The sequence below is a fragment of the Nocardioides baekrokdamisoli genome (assembly GCF_003945325.1).
GTDB lineage: Bacteria > Actinomycetota > Actinomycetes > Propionibacteriales > Nocardioidaceae > Nocardioides > Nocardioides baekrokdamisoli.
The window spans coordinates 1,693,532-1,709,487 of record NZ_AP019307.1; the positions used below are offsets into that span (position 1 = coordinate 1,693,532).

At 65.4% G+C, this 15,956-nt stretch carries 19 protein-coding genes and 1 tRNA gene; 8 read left to right on the top strand and 12 right to left on the bottom strand.

Features of this window, described 5'->3' with window-relative positions:
- Nucleotides 1–110: 110 nt before the first annotated feature.
- Nucleotides 111–659 carry a peptidylprolyl isomerase gene (locus tag KCTC_RS08175; RefSeq protein WP_125568456.1) on the bottom strand — a complete coding sequence of 183 codons (549 nt, stop codon included), beginning with the start codon at nt 657–659 and terminating at the stop codon, nt 111–113.
- A gap of 86 nt (nt 660–745) precedes the next feature.
- Here KCTC_RS08175 and KCTC_RS08180 point away from each other — a divergent pair, with 86 nt between their 5' ends.
- A complete protein-coding gene (locus tag KCTC_RS08180; protein WP_125568458.1) occupies nt 746–1,012 on the top strand; it encodes a hypothetical protein in 267 nt (88 codons plus the stop codon).
- On the opposite strand, the gene KCTC_RS08185 is transcribed toward KCTC_RS08180, so the two are convergent.
- Nucleotides 973–1,350: a DUF3817 domain-containing protein gene (locus KCTC_RS08185; protein ID WP_125568460.1), complete on the bottom strand. Its 378-nt coding sequence runs from the start codon at nt 1,348–1,350 to the stop codon at nt 973–975. The genes KCTC_RS08180 and KCTC_RS08185 overlap by 40 nt on opposite strands.
- Entirely contained in the window at nt 1,347–2,042 is a 696-nt protein-coding gene (locus KCTC_RS08190) for an SURF1 family cytochrome oxidase biogenesis protein (RefSeq protein ID WP_125568462.1), read from the bottom strand. The genes KCTC_RS08185 and KCTC_RS08190 overlap by 4 nt, the downstream gene beginning before the upstream one ends.
- 131 nt (nt 2,043–2,173) lie before the next feature.
- Here KCTC_RS08190 and KCTC_RS08195 point away from each other — a divergent pair, with 131 nt between their 5' ends.
- Complete coding sequence (locus KCTC_RS08195) at nt 2,174–3,517, top strand: FAD-dependent oxidoreductase (RefSeq protein WP_125568464.1); 1,344 nt, start codon at nt 2,174–2,176, stop codon at nt 3,515–3,517.
- 71 nt (nt 3,518–3,588) lie between these two features.
- Here KCTC_RS08195 and KCTC_RS08200 read toward each other — a convergent pair whose 3' ends face one another.
- Nucleotides 3,589–4,509, bottom strand: coding sequence for an SPFH domain-containing protein (locus tag KCTC_RS08200; RefSeq protein WP_125568466.1), 921 nt, complete (start codon nt 4,507–4,509; stop codon nt 3,589–3,591).
- 153 nt (nt 4,510–4,662) lie between these two features.
- Here KCTC_RS08200 and KCTC_RS08205 point away from each other — a divergent pair, with 153 nt between their 5' ends.
- Both KCTC_RS08205 and KCTC_RS08210 read left to right on the top strand, forming a co-directional pair.
- Nucleotides 4,663–4,938 (top strand): FitA-like ribbon-helix-helix domain-containing protein, encoded by a 276-nt coding sequence (locus tag KCTC_RS08205; RefSeq protein ID WP_125568468.1) that lies wholly within the window; start codon nt 4,663–4,665, stop codon nt 4,936–4,938.
- Nucleotides 4,935–5,348: a type II toxin-antitoxin system VapC family toxin gene (locus tag KCTC_RS08210; protein WP_125568470.1), complete on the top strand. Its 414-nt coding sequence runs from the start codon at nt 4,935–4,937 to the stop codon at nt 5,346–5,348. Before KCTC_RS08205 ends, KCTC_RS08210 begins: the two co-directional genes overlap by 4 nt.
- A 75-nt stretch (nt 5,349–5,423) precedes the next feature.
- Here the strand turns inward: KCTC_RS08210 and KCTC_RS08215 are convergent, their stop codons facing one another.
- From KCTC_RS08215 to KCTC_RS14695, 4 genes are read right to left on the bottom strand one after another with little or no spacing between them, the layout of a single operon-like run.
- Nucleotides 5,424–5,603 carry a hypothetical protein gene (locus KCTC_RS08215; protein ID WP_125568472.1) on the bottom strand — a complete coding sequence of 60 codons (180 nt, stop codon included), beginning with the start codon at nt 5,601–5,603 and terminating at the stop codon, nt 5,424–5,426.
- A 23-nt stretch (nt 5,604–5,626) separates the two neighbouring features.
- Nucleotides 5,627–7,711: an acyltransferase family protein gene (locus tag KCTC_RS08220; RefSeq protein WP_125568474.1), complete on the bottom strand. Its 2,085-nt coding sequence runs from the start codon at nt 7,709–7,711 to the stop codon at nt 5,627–5,629.
- A 22-nt stretch (nt 7,712–7,733) separates the two neighbouring features.
- Nucleotides 7,734–8,117 carry a YccF domain-containing protein gene (locus tag KCTC_RS08225; RefSeq protein ID WP_125568476.1) on the bottom strand — a complete coding sequence of 128 codons (384 nt, stop codon included), beginning with the start codon at nt 8,115–8,117 and terminating at the stop codon, nt 7,734–7,736.
- A 33-nt stretch (nt 8,118–8,150) separates the two neighbouring features.
- On the bottom strand, nt 8,151–8,393 hold the full coding sequence (locus tag KCTC_RS14695; RefSeq protein ID WP_164512536.1) for a mycoredoxin: 243 nt from the start codon (nt 8,391–8,393) through the stop codon (nt 8,151–8,153).
- A gap of 42 nt (nt 8,394–8,435) precedes the next feature.
- On the opposite strand from KCTC_RS14695, the gene KCTC_RS08230 reads away from it, so the two are divergent.
- Nucleotides 8,436–9,224 (top strand): CHAD domain-containing protein, encoded by a 789-nt coding sequence (locus tag KCTC_RS08230; protein WP_164512537.1) that lies wholly within the window; start codon nt 8,436–8,438, stop codon nt 9,222–9,224.
- Between the two features lie 54 nt (nt 9,225–9,278).
- Nucleotides 9,279–9,497, top strand: coding sequence for a hypothetical protein (locus KCTC_RS08235; protein WP_125568481.1), 219 nt, complete (start codon nt 9,279–9,281; stop codon nt 9,495–9,497).
- Between the two features lie 22 nt (nt 9,498–9,519).
- On the opposite strand, the gene KCTC_RS08240 is transcribed toward KCTC_RS08235, so the two are convergent.
- A tRNA-Ala gene (locus KCTC_RS08240) sits at nt 9,520–9,592 on the bottom strand.
- Between the two features lie 85 nt (nt 9,593–9,677).
- Nucleotides 9,678–10,076: an alternative ribosome rescue aminoacyl-tRNA hydrolase ArfB gene (arfB, locus tag KCTC_RS08245; RefSeq protein WP_125568483.1), complete on the bottom strand. Its 399-nt coding sequence runs from the start codon at nt 10,074–10,076 to the stop codon at nt 9,678–9,680.
- Between the two features lie 86 nt (nt 10,077–10,162).
- Here arfB and KCTC_RS08250 point away from each other — a divergent pair, with 86 nt between their 5' ends.
- The gene (locus KCTC_RS08250; protein ID WP_125568485.1) at nt 10,163–13,255 is read left to right on the top strand and encodes a DUF3427 domain-containing protein; all 3,093 of its coding nucleotides are present in this window, start codon (nt 10,163–10,165) and stop codon (nt 13,253–13,255) included.
- A gap of 68 nt (nt 13,256–13,323) precedes the next feature.
- Nucleotides 13,324–14,058, top strand: a complete 735-nt coding sequence (locus KCTC_RS08255; RefSeq protein ID WP_125568487.1) for a nuclease-related domain-containing protein — start codon at nt 13,324–13,326, stop codon at nt 14,056–14,058.
- 75 nt (nt 14,059–14,133) lie between these two features.
- On the opposite strand, the gene KCTC_RS08260 is transcribed toward KCTC_RS08255, so the two are convergent.
- Both KCTC_RS08260 and KCTC_RS08265 read right to left on the bottom strand, forming a co-directional pair.
- The gene (locus tag KCTC_RS08260; RefSeq protein WP_125568489.1) at nt 14,134–14,541 is read right to left on the bottom strand and encodes a hypothetical protein; all 408 of its coding nucleotides are present in this window, start codon (nt 14,539–14,541) and stop codon (nt 14,134–14,136) included.
- A 385-nt stretch (nt 14,542–14,926) separates the two neighbouring features.
- Nucleotides 14,927–15,706 carry a TIGR04255 family protein gene (locus KCTC_RS08265; protein ID WP_125568491.1) on the bottom strand — a complete coding sequence of 260 codons (780 nt, stop codon included), beginning with the start codon at nt 15,704–15,706 and terminating at the stop codon, nt 14,927–14,929.
- Nucleotides 15,707–15,956: the final 250 nt, after the last annotated feature.

Sequence of the window (15,956 nt, forward strand, 5' to 3'; positions counted from 1 at the left end):
CGACTTCATGCAGTCGGGGCAGATCGGCCGCTCGCACCGTTGGCACCGGATGTGGGACTCCCGGTCGGTGTGCCGATAACAAACCGGCGCGGCCTCAACGCTCATCGAGGTCAGATGATCTCGACGGAGTTGATGACGACGTCCTCGACCGGGCGGTCGCCCGGTCGGGTCGCCACGACACCGATGGCGTCGACGACGGCGCGCGACGCGTCATCGGCGACCTCGCCGAAGATCGTGTGCTTGCCGGTCAACCACGGCGTGGCCGCGACGGTGATGAAGAACTGCGAGCCGTTGGTGCCGCGACCGCCGTGCGAGCCCGCGTTGGCCATGGCCAGCAGGTACGGCTTGGTGAAGGCGAGGTCGTTCTGGACCTCGTCGTTGAAGTTGTAGCCCGGGCCGCCGGTGCCGGTGCCCTGCGGGCAACCGCCCTGGAGCATGAAGTCGGCGATGACGCGGTGGAAGACGAGACCGTCGTAGAACGGACCCTCACCAACCGAACCCTCGCGCGGCGAGGGGAAGTACGGGCCCTCGGGGGAGACCGTCACCGGGTTGCCGGTGGCCAGACCGACGAAGCTGTCGACGGTACGCGGCGCGTGGTCCGGGAACAGGTTGACGGCGATGTCGCCCTTGGACGTGTGGAAGATGGCCTGGGTTGCCATGACGTGCCCTTCTGCTGTCTGCATTGACGCCCACATCCTTCCACGGCCCCCTGACGGCTGGTCCGGGGATGTGGTGGGATGGGGGGATGAAGTTCGTGAAGCTCCTGCTCGGGTCAGGCCTGATCGCCGGTATCGCGTACCTGCTCTACCAGCAGTGGCACGACGAGTCCGCCGGGGCAGCCGAGTGGATCTCGACCGGTCCGGCGGAGCGTACGTCCTCGGCCGTCCAGTCGATCCCGCAGACCGAGGACGAACTGGCCTTCAGCGACGCCGAGGAAGAAGGCTGGCCCGACGTCAAGGACCCGTTCGAGGGTCAGGACCCGTTGACCGCGCCCTTGCCCGAGGACATCTGAGCCGCTTCGGCTTCTTCCTTGATCCAGGGCTGTACGCGCTCCTCGACGAGGCGCTCGACCCAGAAGATCAGGCCCGGCACCAGGCCCGCGATCAGCAGCACCGCGAGGAACCGCAATGTCCAGCCTGCGTGCCGGCTGAGGACGAACGCGACGATCACGTACACGATGTAGATGAAGCCGTGTCCGGTGAAGACGAGTCGGTCCCAGGTGGAGCAGAAGTGCTGCAGTGAGCTGCCGTCGGTGACCGCGTACTTGCCGATCAGGAAGATCGTGCCGAGCAGCAGCAGTACGCCGACGATGTAGGCCAGCGGACGGTAGAGGTTGAAGAGCTTCTTCACGACTCAGAGGGTACGGGTGTCGCGGTCATGTCCCGGACTTGTCGCGACCAGATGAACGCCGCGAAACACGCGAAGAACCACCACTCGATGGCATAGAGCCAGTTCCGCAGGCCGGTCCAGAAGTCCGCCTTCGGCAGCGTCGGCTCGGGTACCGCCGTCATCCACCCCGGCGGCGCGGACGCCACCACGTACGCGTCCAGCAGGGGCGTCGACGCGAACGCTGCGGTGAGACCGTTCGACATCACCGGGAGTACGCGGCCCTGCGCCGGGTCGATCGAGGACTGGTCCGGCTGGAGCCAGCCGACGACATCCGCCGTCAACGGGCTACCCACCCAGGAACGGTCCTCGGGCCGGTCGGTGGCTCCACGGACGACGTAGATCGAGGAGTCGCCGGAGCGTACGGCTGTGGCCACCCAGTAGCCGGAGCCCGCGTGGACGAAGACCGTCGAGGACGGCACCCATTGGCCCGTCACCCGCACCGGTCGACCGAACTCGGAGGCGGGGAACGAGGCTCCCGGCGCGATCACCGACGCCAGCGGTGCCGGAGCGGCGTGTGCATACTCGTGGGACTGCGTGCTCTTGCGGCCGTCGCCGACGTTCCACTGCCAGATCCCGAGGATGACCGCCGCGGCCACAGCGGCGAGGCCGAGTGCATGCACACCCCACAGGCGGGGGTGGAGAGCAGCGATCACGCGGCGAGCGTACGCGGGCCTCGGCTGGCTCGTTCCATCGCCGGACGACGAATCGGGAGGCGGGCCGTACCGCCGGTACCCTCAACGGTGGTTTTGCACGACCAGAGGCAGCCACGGAGGTAGTAGGACACATGCGCAACATCCGCGTCGCAGTCATCGGCGCCGGCCCTGCCGGCATCTACGCCAGTGACATCCTCTGTCGCGAGCACGAGGGTGCGACCGTCGACATCTTCGACCGGCTGCCGGCCCCGTACGGACTCGTCCGGTACGGCGTGGCCCCCGACCACCCGCGCATCAAGGAGATCATCAAGGCTCTGCGCCGCGTCCTGGGCAACGAGCGGATCCGCTTCTTCGGCAACGTCGAGTTCGGCAAGGACCTGAGCGTCGACGACATCCACGAGTTCTACGACGCGGTCATCTACGCCACCGGCGCGATCGGTGACAAGGAGCTCACCATCCCGGGCATCGACCTGCCGGAGTCGCACGGCGCGGCCGACTTCGTCAGCTGGTACGCCGGGCACCCGGACTACCCGCTCGAGTGGCCGCTCGAGGCCGACGCGGTTGCCGTCCTCGGCGCCGGCAACGTGGCGCTCGACGTCGCCCGCATGCTCGCGAAGACCGCGGACGAGCAACTCGTCACCGAGATCTCCGACAACATCTACCAGGGCCTGGCGAAGAACCCGGCGAAGAAGATCCACGTCTTCGCCCGCCGCGGGCCGGCACACATCAAGTTCTCCCCGATGGAGCTGCGCGAGCTGTCGCACAGCCCGAACGTCGACGTCTTCGTCACCGAGGAGGGCTTCCAGATCGACGACGCCGGTCAGGCCGAGATCGGCAAGCACAAAGCCACCAAGCTCGTGGTCGACGGCCTGCTCAAGTACCTCGAGTCCGAGGGCACCGGCGCTCCGCACCAGATCCACATCCACATGATGCAGAACCCGGTCGAGGTCCTCGGCGAGGACGGTCATGTCGTCGCCCTCCGCACCGAGGTCACCGAGTACCAGGGCGATGGCTCGGTCAAGGGCACCGGCGAATTCATCGACACGCCCGTCCAGGCCGTCTACCGCGCCATCGGTTACCGCTCCGACGCGCTGCCCGGCGTACCTTTCGACAACCGCGACGACGTCATCCCCAACATCGAGGGGCGCGTCACCGACGAGGACGGCCAACACATCGCCGGTACGTACGCCACCGGCTGGATCAAGCGCGGTCCGGTCGGTCTCATCGGCCACACCAAGTCGGACGCCACCGAGACGATCCGTCACCTGATGGAGGACCTCGACCAGCTTCCGGTCCCGATCCACGGGTCGCCGGACGCCGTCCTGGAGAACCTCGCCGCCAAGGGTGTCGAGTTCACCACCTCGGAGGGCTGGGACAAGCTCGACGCGTACGAGATCGCGCTCGGTGAGCCGCAGGGCCGCGAGCGGGTCAAGGTGCAGTCACGCGACGAGATGATGCGGGTCTCGCGCGGCTGACCAGTCGCTGCATCCGAAGGCCCGCCCCTAGAACCCAAGTAGTGGAGGCGGGCCTTCGGCGTTTCGCAGGACTACTTGGTGGCCGACGGGATCACGACGCCGCTGCCGGAACCCGGCCAGCACGAGAAGCCTGCCGGCGGGACGAAGGCACCAGCGGCGAGCTCGTCAAGACACTTCGAGACCAGGACGGCCGGATCGCGCAGGCTCGCTGCCAGCAGCTGGTTCGCCTTGGCCTGGGCACGCGCGGTCTGCTCGGCCTGGATTGCCTGCTCTGTCTTCGCAGCCTGCGCCACGATGCTGTTGATGCGCTGCTCCGTCGCCGGCGAGTACTGGATGCCCGCGACCGTGACGCCGTCCAGGACGACCAGTGGTTCACCGGTTGCGTCCTTGACGCGGTCGATCATCGACGCGGTGATCGCCTTGCCCATCTCCGCGTAGTTCGGTGAGAAGCTCAGCGCCGTGATGTTCGCCGTCGGGTTGTAGCTGGAGAAGACCTGATTCACCGCCGCCTTGAACTGGGTGTCGACAACGGCGTCGCGCAGACTCTCGGCCGGGTTGTCCGAGCGGTAGTTGGCATAGATGTAGTCAGCCGCCGTCGGGTCGACGTGCCAGCGGATCGTGGCAGACACGCTCGCGGTGTTGCCGTCGCCGAGGCGCACGGGCAGGGCATTGTTGTCGGAATAGGTGTCGGTGAAGATCGTCTCGTTGATCTTGGTGACTGACTGCCACGGCCATTTCAGGTGCAGTCCGGCGCCGATCTCGCCGGTCGGCCGGCCGAAGGCGGTGACGACTCCGATCTCCTTCGCGTGAACCTGTACGACGGTCGATCCGATGAGGATCACCCCGCTGACCACGATCGGGATGACGGCGAGGAACCGTAGCGGCTTGCGTGGCGACGCCGCCGCGCGTACGCCGGGGAAGCCGTTGATCGGCCGCAGCCACAGGAAGACGCCGACGGCGATGAAGAGGACGGAGAAGACGAGAGCACCCACCGCACGAACTTCTCACGCTGTGGTTTGCGCCGCGCGTGGACGCGCCGACCGGCTATTTCTTGCGGCTGAACTTCGCCAGATTGAACCCGTAGCCCCGCCAGAGCTGGTCGTTGAGGTCGACGAATGTTTGCTGTCATTGCTAGCATTGCTGTCGTGGCCACGATCACCGTCCGTCAGCTCTCTGACGACACCCACGCCCGCCTACGGATGAGGGCGGCCGAGCATGGTCGTTCGGTGGAGGCCGAGGTGCGAGCGATCCTCGATGAGGTTGTGGAGCCGCCACGAGTCGACTTCAGTTGGAGAGACGACCTGTTGGCGCTCGGCGACAAGTACGGCGACGCAGGCCTGGAACTCGAAAGCCTCATTCCGCCTCGGACGGGAAATGCCTGGGACTCTCCACGCATCCCCGACTTCTCCGACTTCGAATGATCGTCGTCGATACCAACGTTCTCTCCGAGCTCATGAAAGGGACGCAAGCGCGCAGCGCGCGAGTGACGTCGTGGCTCGGAGAGCAGGACAAGCGACCAGTGACCGCCGTTGTCTGCCTGGCTGAACTCCTTGAAGGTGCGCACAGGCTCGTCCCGGGACGCCGTCGCGAAGCCTTGCTCGCCGCGATCGGTGAAGCGGTCAGCCTGCTCGCCGGGGTGCTCCCCTTCAACGAACCGTGCGCCGAGGCGTACGCGATGGTGGTCGCATCGCGACGGACCATGGGGCGCCCCATCAGCATCCCGGACGCGCAGATCGCGGCGATCGCGCTCGTCAATGGTGCGACGCTGGTCACGCGGAACACGAAGGACTTCGCAGGTCTGGGGATCACGCTCGTCAACCCCTGGGACTGACGCCTTTTGGGGCCGCGCGACGGCTCTCGTGCGCATCTCCGGGGGCTATGACCCCCGCTGGTGCGCACGAGCCGGCTACTTCTTGCGGCTGAACGTCGCGAGGTTGAACGCATAGCCCCAGCCGTACGCCCGCGGGACGACGAATTTGTCGTTCTCCGGGTCCCACCAGGTCTTCTTCTCGCGCTGCATCGTCGGCCTGTTCCAGTTGTACGGAATGCCGAGGAACGTGCCGGTCTTGTCTCCGTTGGATGCCATGCCTCGAGCCTACGGACCGGTGCTCAGCGCAACAATGCCGCGATCGCGGGGCGCAGGTACGGCGCGAGGGTGGCGTTGAAGGTCGTCGTCATGTGCGAGTCGTCGTAGTAGACGATCATGTCGCCGATGACCGCGGGGCAGATCGTCGCGGTGCAGAGGTGGTCGTTGAGATCAACCAACCTGACGCGCGGCGAAGCAGTCGCCGCGACTGCTGCCGCCCACGGGTCCGGCCGGATCCAGGCCCGGGTGCCGTCACAGGCTGCGAGGTTCCCGTGGTGAGCGTCGAGGCACTGCGGGATGGACACCTCGGGGGTCGGGGCGTCGCGGATCACCAGTACGGGGATCCCTGCCGCGGCGAAGCGCCGCAGGACCACGGTCGCTGCAGTCGTGTACGTCCCACCGGCTTGCTTGCGGGACACCCCTTCGATCGCGAGGAAGGTGCGGTTGGAGAGCACCACGAGGTCCGGTCGTTCCTGGATCACTCGTGCGAGCGTCCCCGCCTGCCAGCGCTGGCACCCGTCGATCCAGGCCGCGTTGCCACCCAACTGCCGTACTGGCGCGAAGTTGCACCCCGAGGCGACGTGGGTGGTGATCCGGAACCCGTCCTGCGCGGCCACACCCATCAGAGCCGCAAGCCACTGCTGGGCGTGGGAGTCCCCGACGAGCGCGACCGTCCTGGGTGCGGCGGCCGGGCCGAAGGTGCACTCCAGCAACGACCAGTTGTTCTGCGCGTTGCCGGGACAGTCGCGTACGCCGTTGATGCTCTTGTGCGTCTGCGGTTGGTCGGACATCGCGACCTGAGGCGGTTCGACCAGCGTGGCGAAGGTGCTGGCAGGACAAGTGGTACGCCCCAGCGCCGCGGCGCCCACACACGAACCCGGCTGGAGGGCGTGGTTGACCACGTCGTTGCGGTGGGCCAGGAACGCGTCGAGCTGATCCTGCTGGTGCTGGATCTGCATGCTGGTCACACCGACGACGACACCCATGCCGAGCACGCCGGCGGCGTACACCCACCCCAAGGCGGCGTGCGGGCGCCAGAACTGCGCCGGGTCCTCGACGAGGCGCTTGGTGAGCGCTGCGAGCACCAGGGTCGCCGCGATGATCAGCGCCTTCGAGGTGGCGCCCGTGATGTGCGGGAAGACGGACGGCCACAGGATCAGCAGCGGCCAGTGCCACAAATAGATCGAGTACGAGATGTCGCCGAGCCACTGGATCGGGCGGACCGCGAGTACGCGCGCGATCCGGGACCGGTTGGGCACCATTCCGGTCAGTGACGGCTGGGCCGCGATCACCGCGGCGGCGCCGAGCACCGGCAGCAACGCCGAGTAGCCGGGGAACGGAGTGCTCGCGTCGAACGTCACGAACGTCACGACGATCGCTGCGAGGCCGGCGGCGGCCACCGCGGTCCGCGCCGGGGGCGTCCAGGTCGGGTGCCACGTGACCCAGGCACCGAGGAGCGCGCCGACGCCGAGCTCCCAGATCCGGGTCTCGGTGACGAAGTACGCAGCGGACGGGTTGGTGGTCGTGAGGTGGATCGAGGCTGCGAGCGATGCGGCCGTGACGACGCCGAGGCCGAGCGTGACCGTCAGCTTCGGTCCCCGTCGGACGGCTCGCGCCAGGAGGACGAGGACGAGGAGCAGCACCGGCCAGAACGCGTAGAACTGCTCCTCGACCGACAGGGACCAGAAGTGCTGGACGGCGGTCGGAGCGTCGGACGAATGCAGATAGTCGACCGAGTCGCCGGCGAGCAGCCAGTTGATCCAGTACGTCGAGGCAGCTCGGGCCATCCGCGCGGTCGGCGCGATCTGGGATCCCTCGCCGAGCCACTGCACCGCAGCCACGGTCGTGATCAGCACGAGCAGCGCGGCCGGCAGAAGCCGCCGGATCCGCCTCGCCCAGAACGCGGCCAGATGGCGGGGTGTGGTCGGCGGGGACGCCACCAGATGGGAGGTGATCAGGAATCCGGAGATCACGAAGAAGAGATCGACTCCGGTGAATCCGCCCGGCAGGGCACCCGGGAAGCAGTGGTAGACGACGACGGCTCCGACTGCGAGCGCGCGGAGGGCCTGGACGTCAGTACGGAAGCCCCGTTGAGATGCCCCCGTCACGAGGACCGATGGTAGTCGTCGGTCAGAGCCAACTGCCGTTCGAGACGATCTCGCGACCCAGCGGGGTCAGCGACACCGGGATGAGCTTGAAGTTCGCGAGGCCGAGCGGGATGCCGATGATGGTCAGGCAGAGAGCGACGCCGGTGACGAGGTGGCCGATCGCGAGCCACACTCCGCCGAAGATGAACCAGATGACGTTGCCGATCGTGCTGCCCGCACCAGCGGTCGGCTTGCGTACGATCTGCCGGCCGAACGGCCACAGCGCGAAGCCGGCGATCCGGAAGCACGCGATCCCGAACGGGATGCCGAGGATCGTGATGGACCACAGCAGTCCGACCAGGACGTACCCGCAGAACATCCAGAAACCGCTGAGGACCAGCCAGATCAGATTGAGCAGCAGTCGCATGTCGCTGACTCTGCCACGGACCGCCGACAACCGTCAGAGTGCAGCGAGCTTGGCTCTCACCTGGGCGACCGAGGGGTTCGTGTGGGCGCTGCCGTCGGCGTACACGAGCGTCGGCACGGTCTGGTTGCCGTTGTTGACCGCCTCGACGATCTCAGCCGCGCCGGGGGTCTTCTCGATGTCGATGACCTGGTAGGCGATGCCCTCGCGGTCGAGCTGGGACTTGAGGCGGTGGCAGTAGCCGCACCAGGTGGTGCTGTACATCGTGACGGCAGTCATGCGCCCATTCTCCGGACGCGGCCAAGGGCGGATGATGGAGGGGTGCGGGTACGCCGCCTGCTGCAACCGCGGATCCGGTCGCTGGTCGACCGGATCGTTGACGGGTGCGCCCGGTTGGAGGGCGGATCGGGCGACGTGCACGACCTGCGTACGGACTGTCGGCGGCTGCGCTCGATCCTCAGCGCGTACGCACCGATGCTCAAGGCGTCTCCGGCGCGTCGGGTCGACCGGGATCTGCAGCGGTTGATGGCGATGCTGGGCGTCTGCCGCGATGCCGAGGTCGCCCGCGACTTGCTCGAGGCGCTCGACCCGGACGGTCGGGACGAACTCGATGCCTTGGAGGCAGCCTTTGCTGGTGCTCTGGCGCAATTGAGGTCGTGGCTGGTGTCTCCCGAGGGCCGCCACGCGACCGAGCGGCTGCGGGCGTACGCGGCGAACGTGCCGTGGACGCACCACGCGGAGCGTCCCGCGAAGCGCGCGGTGGCTCGCACCCTCGATCACGAACGTCGTCGGATCCGCCGGCGCGCTCACCGCGCCCGTCACACCCATCCGGGCGACACCCAGGATCGGCGGTTGCATGCTGTACGCAGGGCGGTGAAGCAGGCGAACGACGCCTCCGCCGTCGCCTCTCTCGCCCGGTCGCAGCGACGCCTGTCGAAGGAGTGGCGCGAGGCGCAGGACGTCCTCGGTCGGCATCACGATCTGGTGATGCTCCGAGCAGAACTGCGCCGCTACGAGGCCGACGAACAGGTCCATCTCGAGGCCGTGAACGCGGAGGCCGAGGCAGCTCATGCGGACGCGATGCGTACCGTCCGGAGCCTGGGTCGGTAGCCGGCGGAGGTCGCCAATCCTCGCGTACGCCCGCGAGGGCGCATACTCATCATGATGAGCACCTCACCCCCGAAGCGTCGACACCTCGCCAGCAGCCCGTTCCGGCCGGATCCCGAGCCCTTCATCGAGACGTTCGTGTTCGATGAGCTCGTCAACCACGACTCGTACGGGATGGGCCGGATCATTGCGGTCGAGGCCCATGCGGTGACCGTCGACTTCCGCCCCGAGGTGGTCCGGATCGTCAGCCCGTACAAGAAGCTGTCGAGGCTCTGACCTGCGGCGTTGCCGTGATCGGTGGAGCCTAGGAGATTCGAACTCCTGACATCTGCCTTGCAAAGGCAGCGCTCTACCAGCTGAGCTAAGGCCCCTCGGCAACGAGTGCCTTGGTTGTGGCGCCGAGTTTAGCGGCGAGTACGCGTCCCTCCGAATCGCGCGCGGAGCCTCGGACTGGGGTCAGTCCTCCGGACGACCTCGCAACCGCTTGGTCTCGCCCCGCGCCTTCTTCTCGTCGAGCCGCCGTCGTTGCGAACCCTTCGATGGCTTCGTCGGTACGCGCTTGCGCGGAGGTGGCTTCATCGCCGCCTCCAGGATCGCGACAAGCCGTTCCTCGGCCGCACGCCGATTGCTCAACTGCGTGCGATGCTCCGAAGCTGTGACCACGACCTGATCGCCAACGCGGGCGAGCATCCGCTGCTTGAGGTGCTCCGGGAAGGCGTCTGAATTCGCAAGGTCGAAGGTCAGTTGCACGCGACTGTCGGTGGTGTTGACGCCCTGACCGCCCGGCCCGGATGCGCGGGAGAAGCGCCAGGCGAGGTCGGCGTCCGGGATGTCGTACGCGCCTACCGTGATCACCGGCGAGCTCCCCTCAACACCCTGCCATCATGCACGCAGACGCCGAATCCGGACGAAGTGTCAGCGGGAGCTACTACGGTGCGGACATGCGTATTGAACGGATCGAATCAGGCATCCACGAATCCCTGATCACGTCCGACCTCAACGCGAAGATCATCGCTCTCGACGGCGTCGATGCCTCCACAGCTGAAGTGGACGCAGCGGACCTCGCACACGTCCTCGCGCAGCACGTGTACGCCTCGGCGCAGCGGGCGTTCGCAGGACGCAAGCCGGTTGAGGCAGTCGCGCTTGCTAACGAACTCGTCGCCGCCCTCGAAGGCGCAGGCTCCCAGGTCGACTCGCCGGCTGCTCAGTTGCTGCGCGTCAGCCCGTCGCCCGGACCCGGGGTTGTGACCTATCCCAACGTTCGGCCGCGAACCCCACTGGCCGAGGCCGCCTTGATGACAAACGCCAAGAGCGAGCCGAGTCTCGGGCCTGAACTCCGCACCGAGATCGATACCTCTGACCACGTCGATCTCCTCTGCGCGTTCGTTCGGTGGGCGGGCTTGCGGCTGCTCGATCCTGAGCTCCGCCGACTGCGGGAGCGCGGCGGCAAGCTTCGGGTCATCACGACCACTTACACCGGCTCGACCGAGCGGCGCGCACTCGATCACCTGATTCGTGAGTACGGAGCGGAGGTCCGCGTTCAGTACGACGCCCAGCGGACCAGGCTCCACGCCAAGGCATGGATGTTCCACCGGGCCACTGGTTTCGACACGGCTTACGTCGGCTCATCGAATCTGACCCACACCGCCATGCTTGAGGGCGTTGAGTGGAACGTACGACTCTCCCGCATCGCCACGCCCACGCTGCTTGAGAAGTTCAACGCCACCTTCGACACCTACTGGAACGACTCCGCGTTCGAACTGTACGACCCAGATCGGGATGCAGATCGCCTCGATCTCGCGCTCGCAGAAGCTGGCGGCCGGGCGTCATCGGGTCGCGTCACTCTGTCGCTCTCCGGCTTGGAAGTCACGCCGTACCCCTACCAGCAAGAGATGCTGGACGAACTCGAAGCTGAACGCGAGATCCACGGACGGCATCGCAATTTGCTGGTCGCCGCGACCGGCACCGGCAAGACCGTCATTGCGGCGCTTGACTACAAGAGGCTGTGCCGCGGAGGATCCGATCGACCTCCCCTTCTCTTCGTTGCGCACCGCAAAGAGATCCTCACTCAGTCACTGCGTACGTATCGCGAGGTCCTGTCGGACGCGAACTTTGGCGAGCTCTACGTCGACGGCGCCTTCCCCACTGAATGGAAGCACGTCTTCGCCAGCGTTCAATCTCTGACCGCATATGGCGTCGATCAACTTCCTCTGGATGCTTTCGACATTGTCGTGATCGACGAGTTCCACCATGCGGCCGCCGTGACCTATCGGCGTCTTCTCGACCATCTCACGCCCAAGGAACTCCTCGGTCTCACGGCGACTCCCGAGCGCGCCGACGGAGTGAACGTCCGCGACGCATTCTTCGACGGCCGCATCGCGTCAGAGCTACGTCTCTGGGATGCCCTCGGTGCCGAGCTGCTGTGTCCGTTCCATTACTTCGGCGTAGCCGACAACACCGACTTGAGTCAGGTGACGTGGCGTCAAGGGCGCTACGACGACCGCGAGCTTTCCAACCTCCTCACCGGCAACGACGCACGTACACGCATCGTTCTCAAGCAGCTGAACGACAAGGTTCTCGACACGGGATCGATGCGCGCACTTGGCTTCTGCATCACCATCGAGCACGCCCGCTACATGACCCAGGCATTCAACGATGCCGGTATCAGCGCGAGGGCTGTGACGGGCAACAGCTCAGCCGAGGAGCGCGCATCCGCGCTCGAAGCGCTCCGCGAAGGTTCGGTCAACGTCCTCTTCACGGTCGACCTCTTCAACGAGGGTCTCGACATTCCAGGGGTGGACACGATCCTGTTCCTCCGCCCAACCGAAAGCGCCACGATCTTCCTTCAGCAGTTGGGTCGCGGACTTCGGCGGACTGCAGACAAGGCCGTCCTGACCGTGCTCGACTTCGTCGGCTTCCAGCACAAGTCGTTTAGGTGGGACCTCAAACTCACCGCCCTCACTGGTCTGTCTCGCAGCCGCCTGGAACCTGCAGTCGGGCAAGAGTTCCCGTTCCTCCCAAGTGGCTGTCAGATCGTGATGGACAAGGAGACGCAAGCCGCGGTCCTGGCGAACCTTCGAAGGCAGCTGGGTAATCGCTGGAGCGATCTGCTCACGGAGCTCCGGTCCATCGGGAACGTCGACCTCAACGAGTACCTCACCGAGTCCGGCGCCTCCTTGCCTGACGTCCTTCGAGCGAACCGCTCGTGGACGCGGTTGCGTCGCGAAGCTGGATTCGAAACGCGCCCTGCCGGACCTCGCGAGGACGAGTTGCTCAAGCGTGGCCGCTCGCTCGTGCATGTCGACGACCCAAATCGGGCCGCTGTCTACCGAAGTCTCCTGACACACGACTCCGACATCGTCGGCTGGGCGGAACACGAGCGTCGTCTGGCGGAGATGCTGTTCTTCTCCCTCTGGCCAAACGGCGGTGGCTTCGCCAGCATCAGCGAAGGTCTCAAGGCCGTCGCCGCTGAGCGACCGGCCGCCGGCGAACTGTCCTCAGTCGTCGATATCGGGTTCGACCGAGCGCGGCGGGCGACAGTCGCCCTCTCGGGAGACCTCGCCGCTGTACCTCTTCAGGTCCATGCACGGTACCGACGCGAGGAGGTGCTCGCTGCCCTGGGCGATGCCACCCTCGCGAAGCCGCCCGTGAACTTCCGCGAAGGCGTCCTCTGGGTCCCGCATCTCAACGCCGATGTGTTCTTCATTCAGTTGAAGAAGTCCGAGGCTGCGTTTTCTCCCACGACGATGTACCGCGACTTCCCGATCAGTCCACTCCTGTTCCATTGGGAGTCACAGAGCCGGACGACAACCTCGTCGCCGACCGGTCAGCGATACCTCAGCGGATCCAGCAACGTCCTGCTTTTCGTCCGCGAAACCTCTGTCGACGAGTACGGCACGGGCGCTCCTTACCTGTTCCTCGGCCCCGCTAAGTATGTGAAGCACGAGGGCGAGCGTCCGATCGCAATCACGTGGAAGCTGGAAACCACAATGCCGATCGACTTCTTTACTGCCGCAAAGATCGTCACGAGCTAATGCGACTGAGCCAACCGCGGTTTAGGCCGTTTCCTCGGCGGGTGTATCGAAGACTGTTCAAAGCGTGGATGCTGCGCAACAAGCGGTTGCTCGCGGCCACGTCTGCCGCTGTGGTCGTACTGATGGCCGTCGAGACGGTGGTCGCTGTGTACTTCATGCGTGGTGGCGGGTTCAGGTGGTGGCTCCTTGGCGTGCTTCAGACAACCTTCGTGGCGGTGGCGCTAAACCTCGTCCTCACAGCATTCCTGACATACGAGGGATCGGCGATCCATCAACTGCGTGGTGCGTGGGGCGAGGAAGCAACACGTGACGAGCTCGCGCGTGCCAAGCGCAAACGCATCATTTGGGGCTGGGTTGACAGCATCGATCTACAGATCGGGGACATCGACCACATCGTTGTCAGTCGAGCTGGTGGCCTCATTGCGATCGACTCGAAGTGGCGAAGCGATGTCGGTGACGTCGATGGGATCGTGCGGACGGCGGTCCGCTTACGTACACGCGCGGAGGGCGTCATTCGCACCCAATTCACCTATGAACGCGGTGGCCACCGGGCCAGGGTCAACCCGCTGCCGGTCAAGGTTGTAGTTGTGATCTGGGGAGCTGCCCGTACGCAGATGCCAGCGTCCGCGAACGGGGTCGAATTCGTCGATGGCGCGAAGCTCGGGACGTGGCTCGGTTCTCTCCGGGGCGATGTCGTCGACCAGGCCTACGCCGGGGACGTGCTTTCGAAGTTCGAAGAGTTCCGAACAAGGTCACGCACGGCCAGCGAACAACAGGCCAATCGGTCGATACATCGGGCCTGATTCGATGATCGGGCCGTTGCAATCCGGCAGTCAGAGACCACGTCCCGAACGAAATCTCGACGTCGGCCTAGCGAACTACTCGTCGCCAGAAGCAGTGGGCTCGAGCTCTACACCGATCCACGTAGCTGCCCACTTCTGGTGGAACAGATCGAGATCCTGATTGGTCAGCTTCTCGACTCGCGAATCATTGAAGGTGATGGTCAACCGTAGGTCGGTCAAATCCTCATTGACGGCGACCAGCTCCGGCTGAAACAGAACCGCGGGCAAGGTGAACGGCTCTGCTAATGAGGCGTATGACTCTCCGACCTCTGCGACGTCCCCGATGTACTGGACGGCGTGCGGGGCGACCGCACGACGCACCCCGCACCGGCGGAGTTCGGCCGCAGCGTGCGCGTTCTCTGCTGCTTTCGCCGCGACACTTAGCAGCGGTACAAACGTTAGAAACTCGCAACGCGACTTACCGGCACCCGTGCGCTTATCCATGATGCATCCGTGGCTCACAAGCATCGCTGGACCGCGTTGCATTTCTTGCCGAGAGAGTGCACCCGCTCGAATGATCGGCACCGTTTTGAAGATGTCGCCTTGGCTCAGCCACGAATCATGAGGACACGTCGCGCTGAACGCGGAACCGGCTGTCACCAGTATTCGGAGTCATCTTCCGCTGCCGGTCGGGCCTTGACCTTCGGCAGAACTACCTCGTCGAAACACATCGAAACGACGCGTTCAAATGCCGCGCCGCTCGACCTGGCGACCGACGCGTCTATCGCCGAGCCGCTGAGCGCAGGCAACTGATACGTGCGAAGCGCGCGACTCGGAACGAGGGCTGACTCGCGGATCGCTTCTCTCGCCACACCTGCGTAGATTGGCATCAGCCGATCAGCCCTCTCGTCGCGTCGGTAATACAAGCCTCGAACACGTAGTTCTTAGTGTTGCGCAGAGTGGCAAGAGTAGCGCGCAAATCTGCGTCAAATGACTCGGAGCGCGGAGAGAGCGCCACATCAGCTCGAACGTCAATATCGAGCAGCAGCGCTAGCGAGTCCGCGTTTTGGGTGAACGCGGAGCTGATCCTTGCGATCGTTCCGACCTCGACGAACGGAACCTCTACCTGCATGAACATGTCACTCACGCTCTGCGGTAGGTACGCAGACACCTCAACGGTGGTTCGCAGATAGTCACGGATCTCGACCACCTGGGTCGGCATCGGAATGTGGTTCACGAACCGAACGCTCGCGCCCGACACTAAGACAGGCCGAGTTACCGCCTTGTACCTAGACCAAGCAGCATCCGCGGCGGAGTCGAAGGAGTCCCACCCCACGTAGTGCCCACGTTGCGCAAATGCGAATCGATCCAGCGACACGAAGGACATGTGCGACTGCTCGCGGAGACCCAAGGAATATCCAACTAGCTCGCCAGTGGCGTCGAGCCCGTCGGTTACTAACGGAACGAACTGGCCACCGACGAGCTGCATTGGCATCGCCGTCTCTCCTGGACCGGCAACTGCCGGGAGGTTGGCGAGCACACTCGACTCCTCGCATTCCACCCTGAGCTCCACGATGGCTTCCACGATCGGAGCGTTGGCGTAATGACAACCAAGCGTGAGACCACCTGGAAGGCGATCCCAGAACTCGTGTGGTGTGTTCGCGGTCAGCGCTCCTCCTCAGACAACGACGCACGCTCCGCCGGATATCGGCAGCCTATCCGGCGAGCTCTGCACCAGTGAGCAACTCGACCACACGGCGTCGATCGATGGCACCAGTTCCGAAGCTGAGTACCGGATCCACGTTCGCGCTTCACTAACTGCTGAACCGTCCGTGCGTCCGCAACCTCGTATTGGCTCAGCACGCGCAACGCCCTCACGGAGCATCGCCTCTAGGCGTCTCGGCGACATAACCTTCGAG

What these genes read in the sequence shown, in the direction of transcription:
- KCTC_RS08215 (WP_125568472.1), bottom strand. Translation starts at nt 5,603, where the DNA reads ATGGCATCCAACGGAGACAAGACCGGCACGTTCCTCGGCATTCCGTAC.
- KCTC_RS08235 (WP_125568481.1), top strand. Translation starts at nt 9,279, where the DNA reads ATGAGCACCTCACCCCCGAAGCGTCGACACCTCGCCAGCAGCCCGTTC.
- KCTC_RS08195 (WP_125568464.1), top strand. Translation starts at nt 2,174, where the DNA reads ATGCGCAACATCCGCGTCGCAGTCATCGGCGCCGGCCCTGCCGGCATC.
- KCTC_RS08180 (WP_125568458.1), top strand. Translation starts at nt 746, where the DNA reads ATGAAGTTCGTGAAGCTCCTGCTCGGGTCAGGCCTGATCGCCGGTATC.
- KCTC_RS08250 (WP_125568485.1), top strand. Translation starts at nt 10,163, where the DNA reads ATGCGTATTGAACGGATCGAATCAGGCATCCACGAATCCCTGATCACG.
- KCTC_RS08255 (WP_125568487.1), top strand. Translation starts at nt 13,324, where the DNA reads ATGCTGCGCAACAAGCGGTTGCTCGCGGCCACGTCTGCCGCTGTGGTC.
- KCTC_RS08175 (WP_125568456.1), bottom strand. Translation starts at nt 659, where the DNA reads ATGGCAACCCAGGCCATCTTCCACACGTCCAAGGGCGACATCGCCGTC.
- KCTC_RS14695 (WP_164512536.1), bottom strand. Translation starts at nt 8,393, where the DNA reads ATGACTGCCGTCACGATGTACAGCACCACCTGGTGCGGCTACTGCCAC.
- KCTC_RS08260 (WP_125568489.1), bottom strand. Translation starts at nt 14,541, where the DNA reads ATGGATAAGCGCACGGGTGCCGGTAAGTCGCGTTGCGAGTTTCTAACG.
- KCTC_RS08225 (WP_125568476.1), bottom strand. Translation starts at nt 8,117, where the DNA reads ATGCGACTGCTGCTCAATCTGATCTGGCTGGTCCTCAGCGGTTTCTGG.
- KCTC_RS08210 (WP_125568470.1), top strand. Translation starts at nt 4,935, where the DNA reads ATGATCGTCGTCGATACCAACGTTCTCTCCGAGCTCATGAAAGGGACG.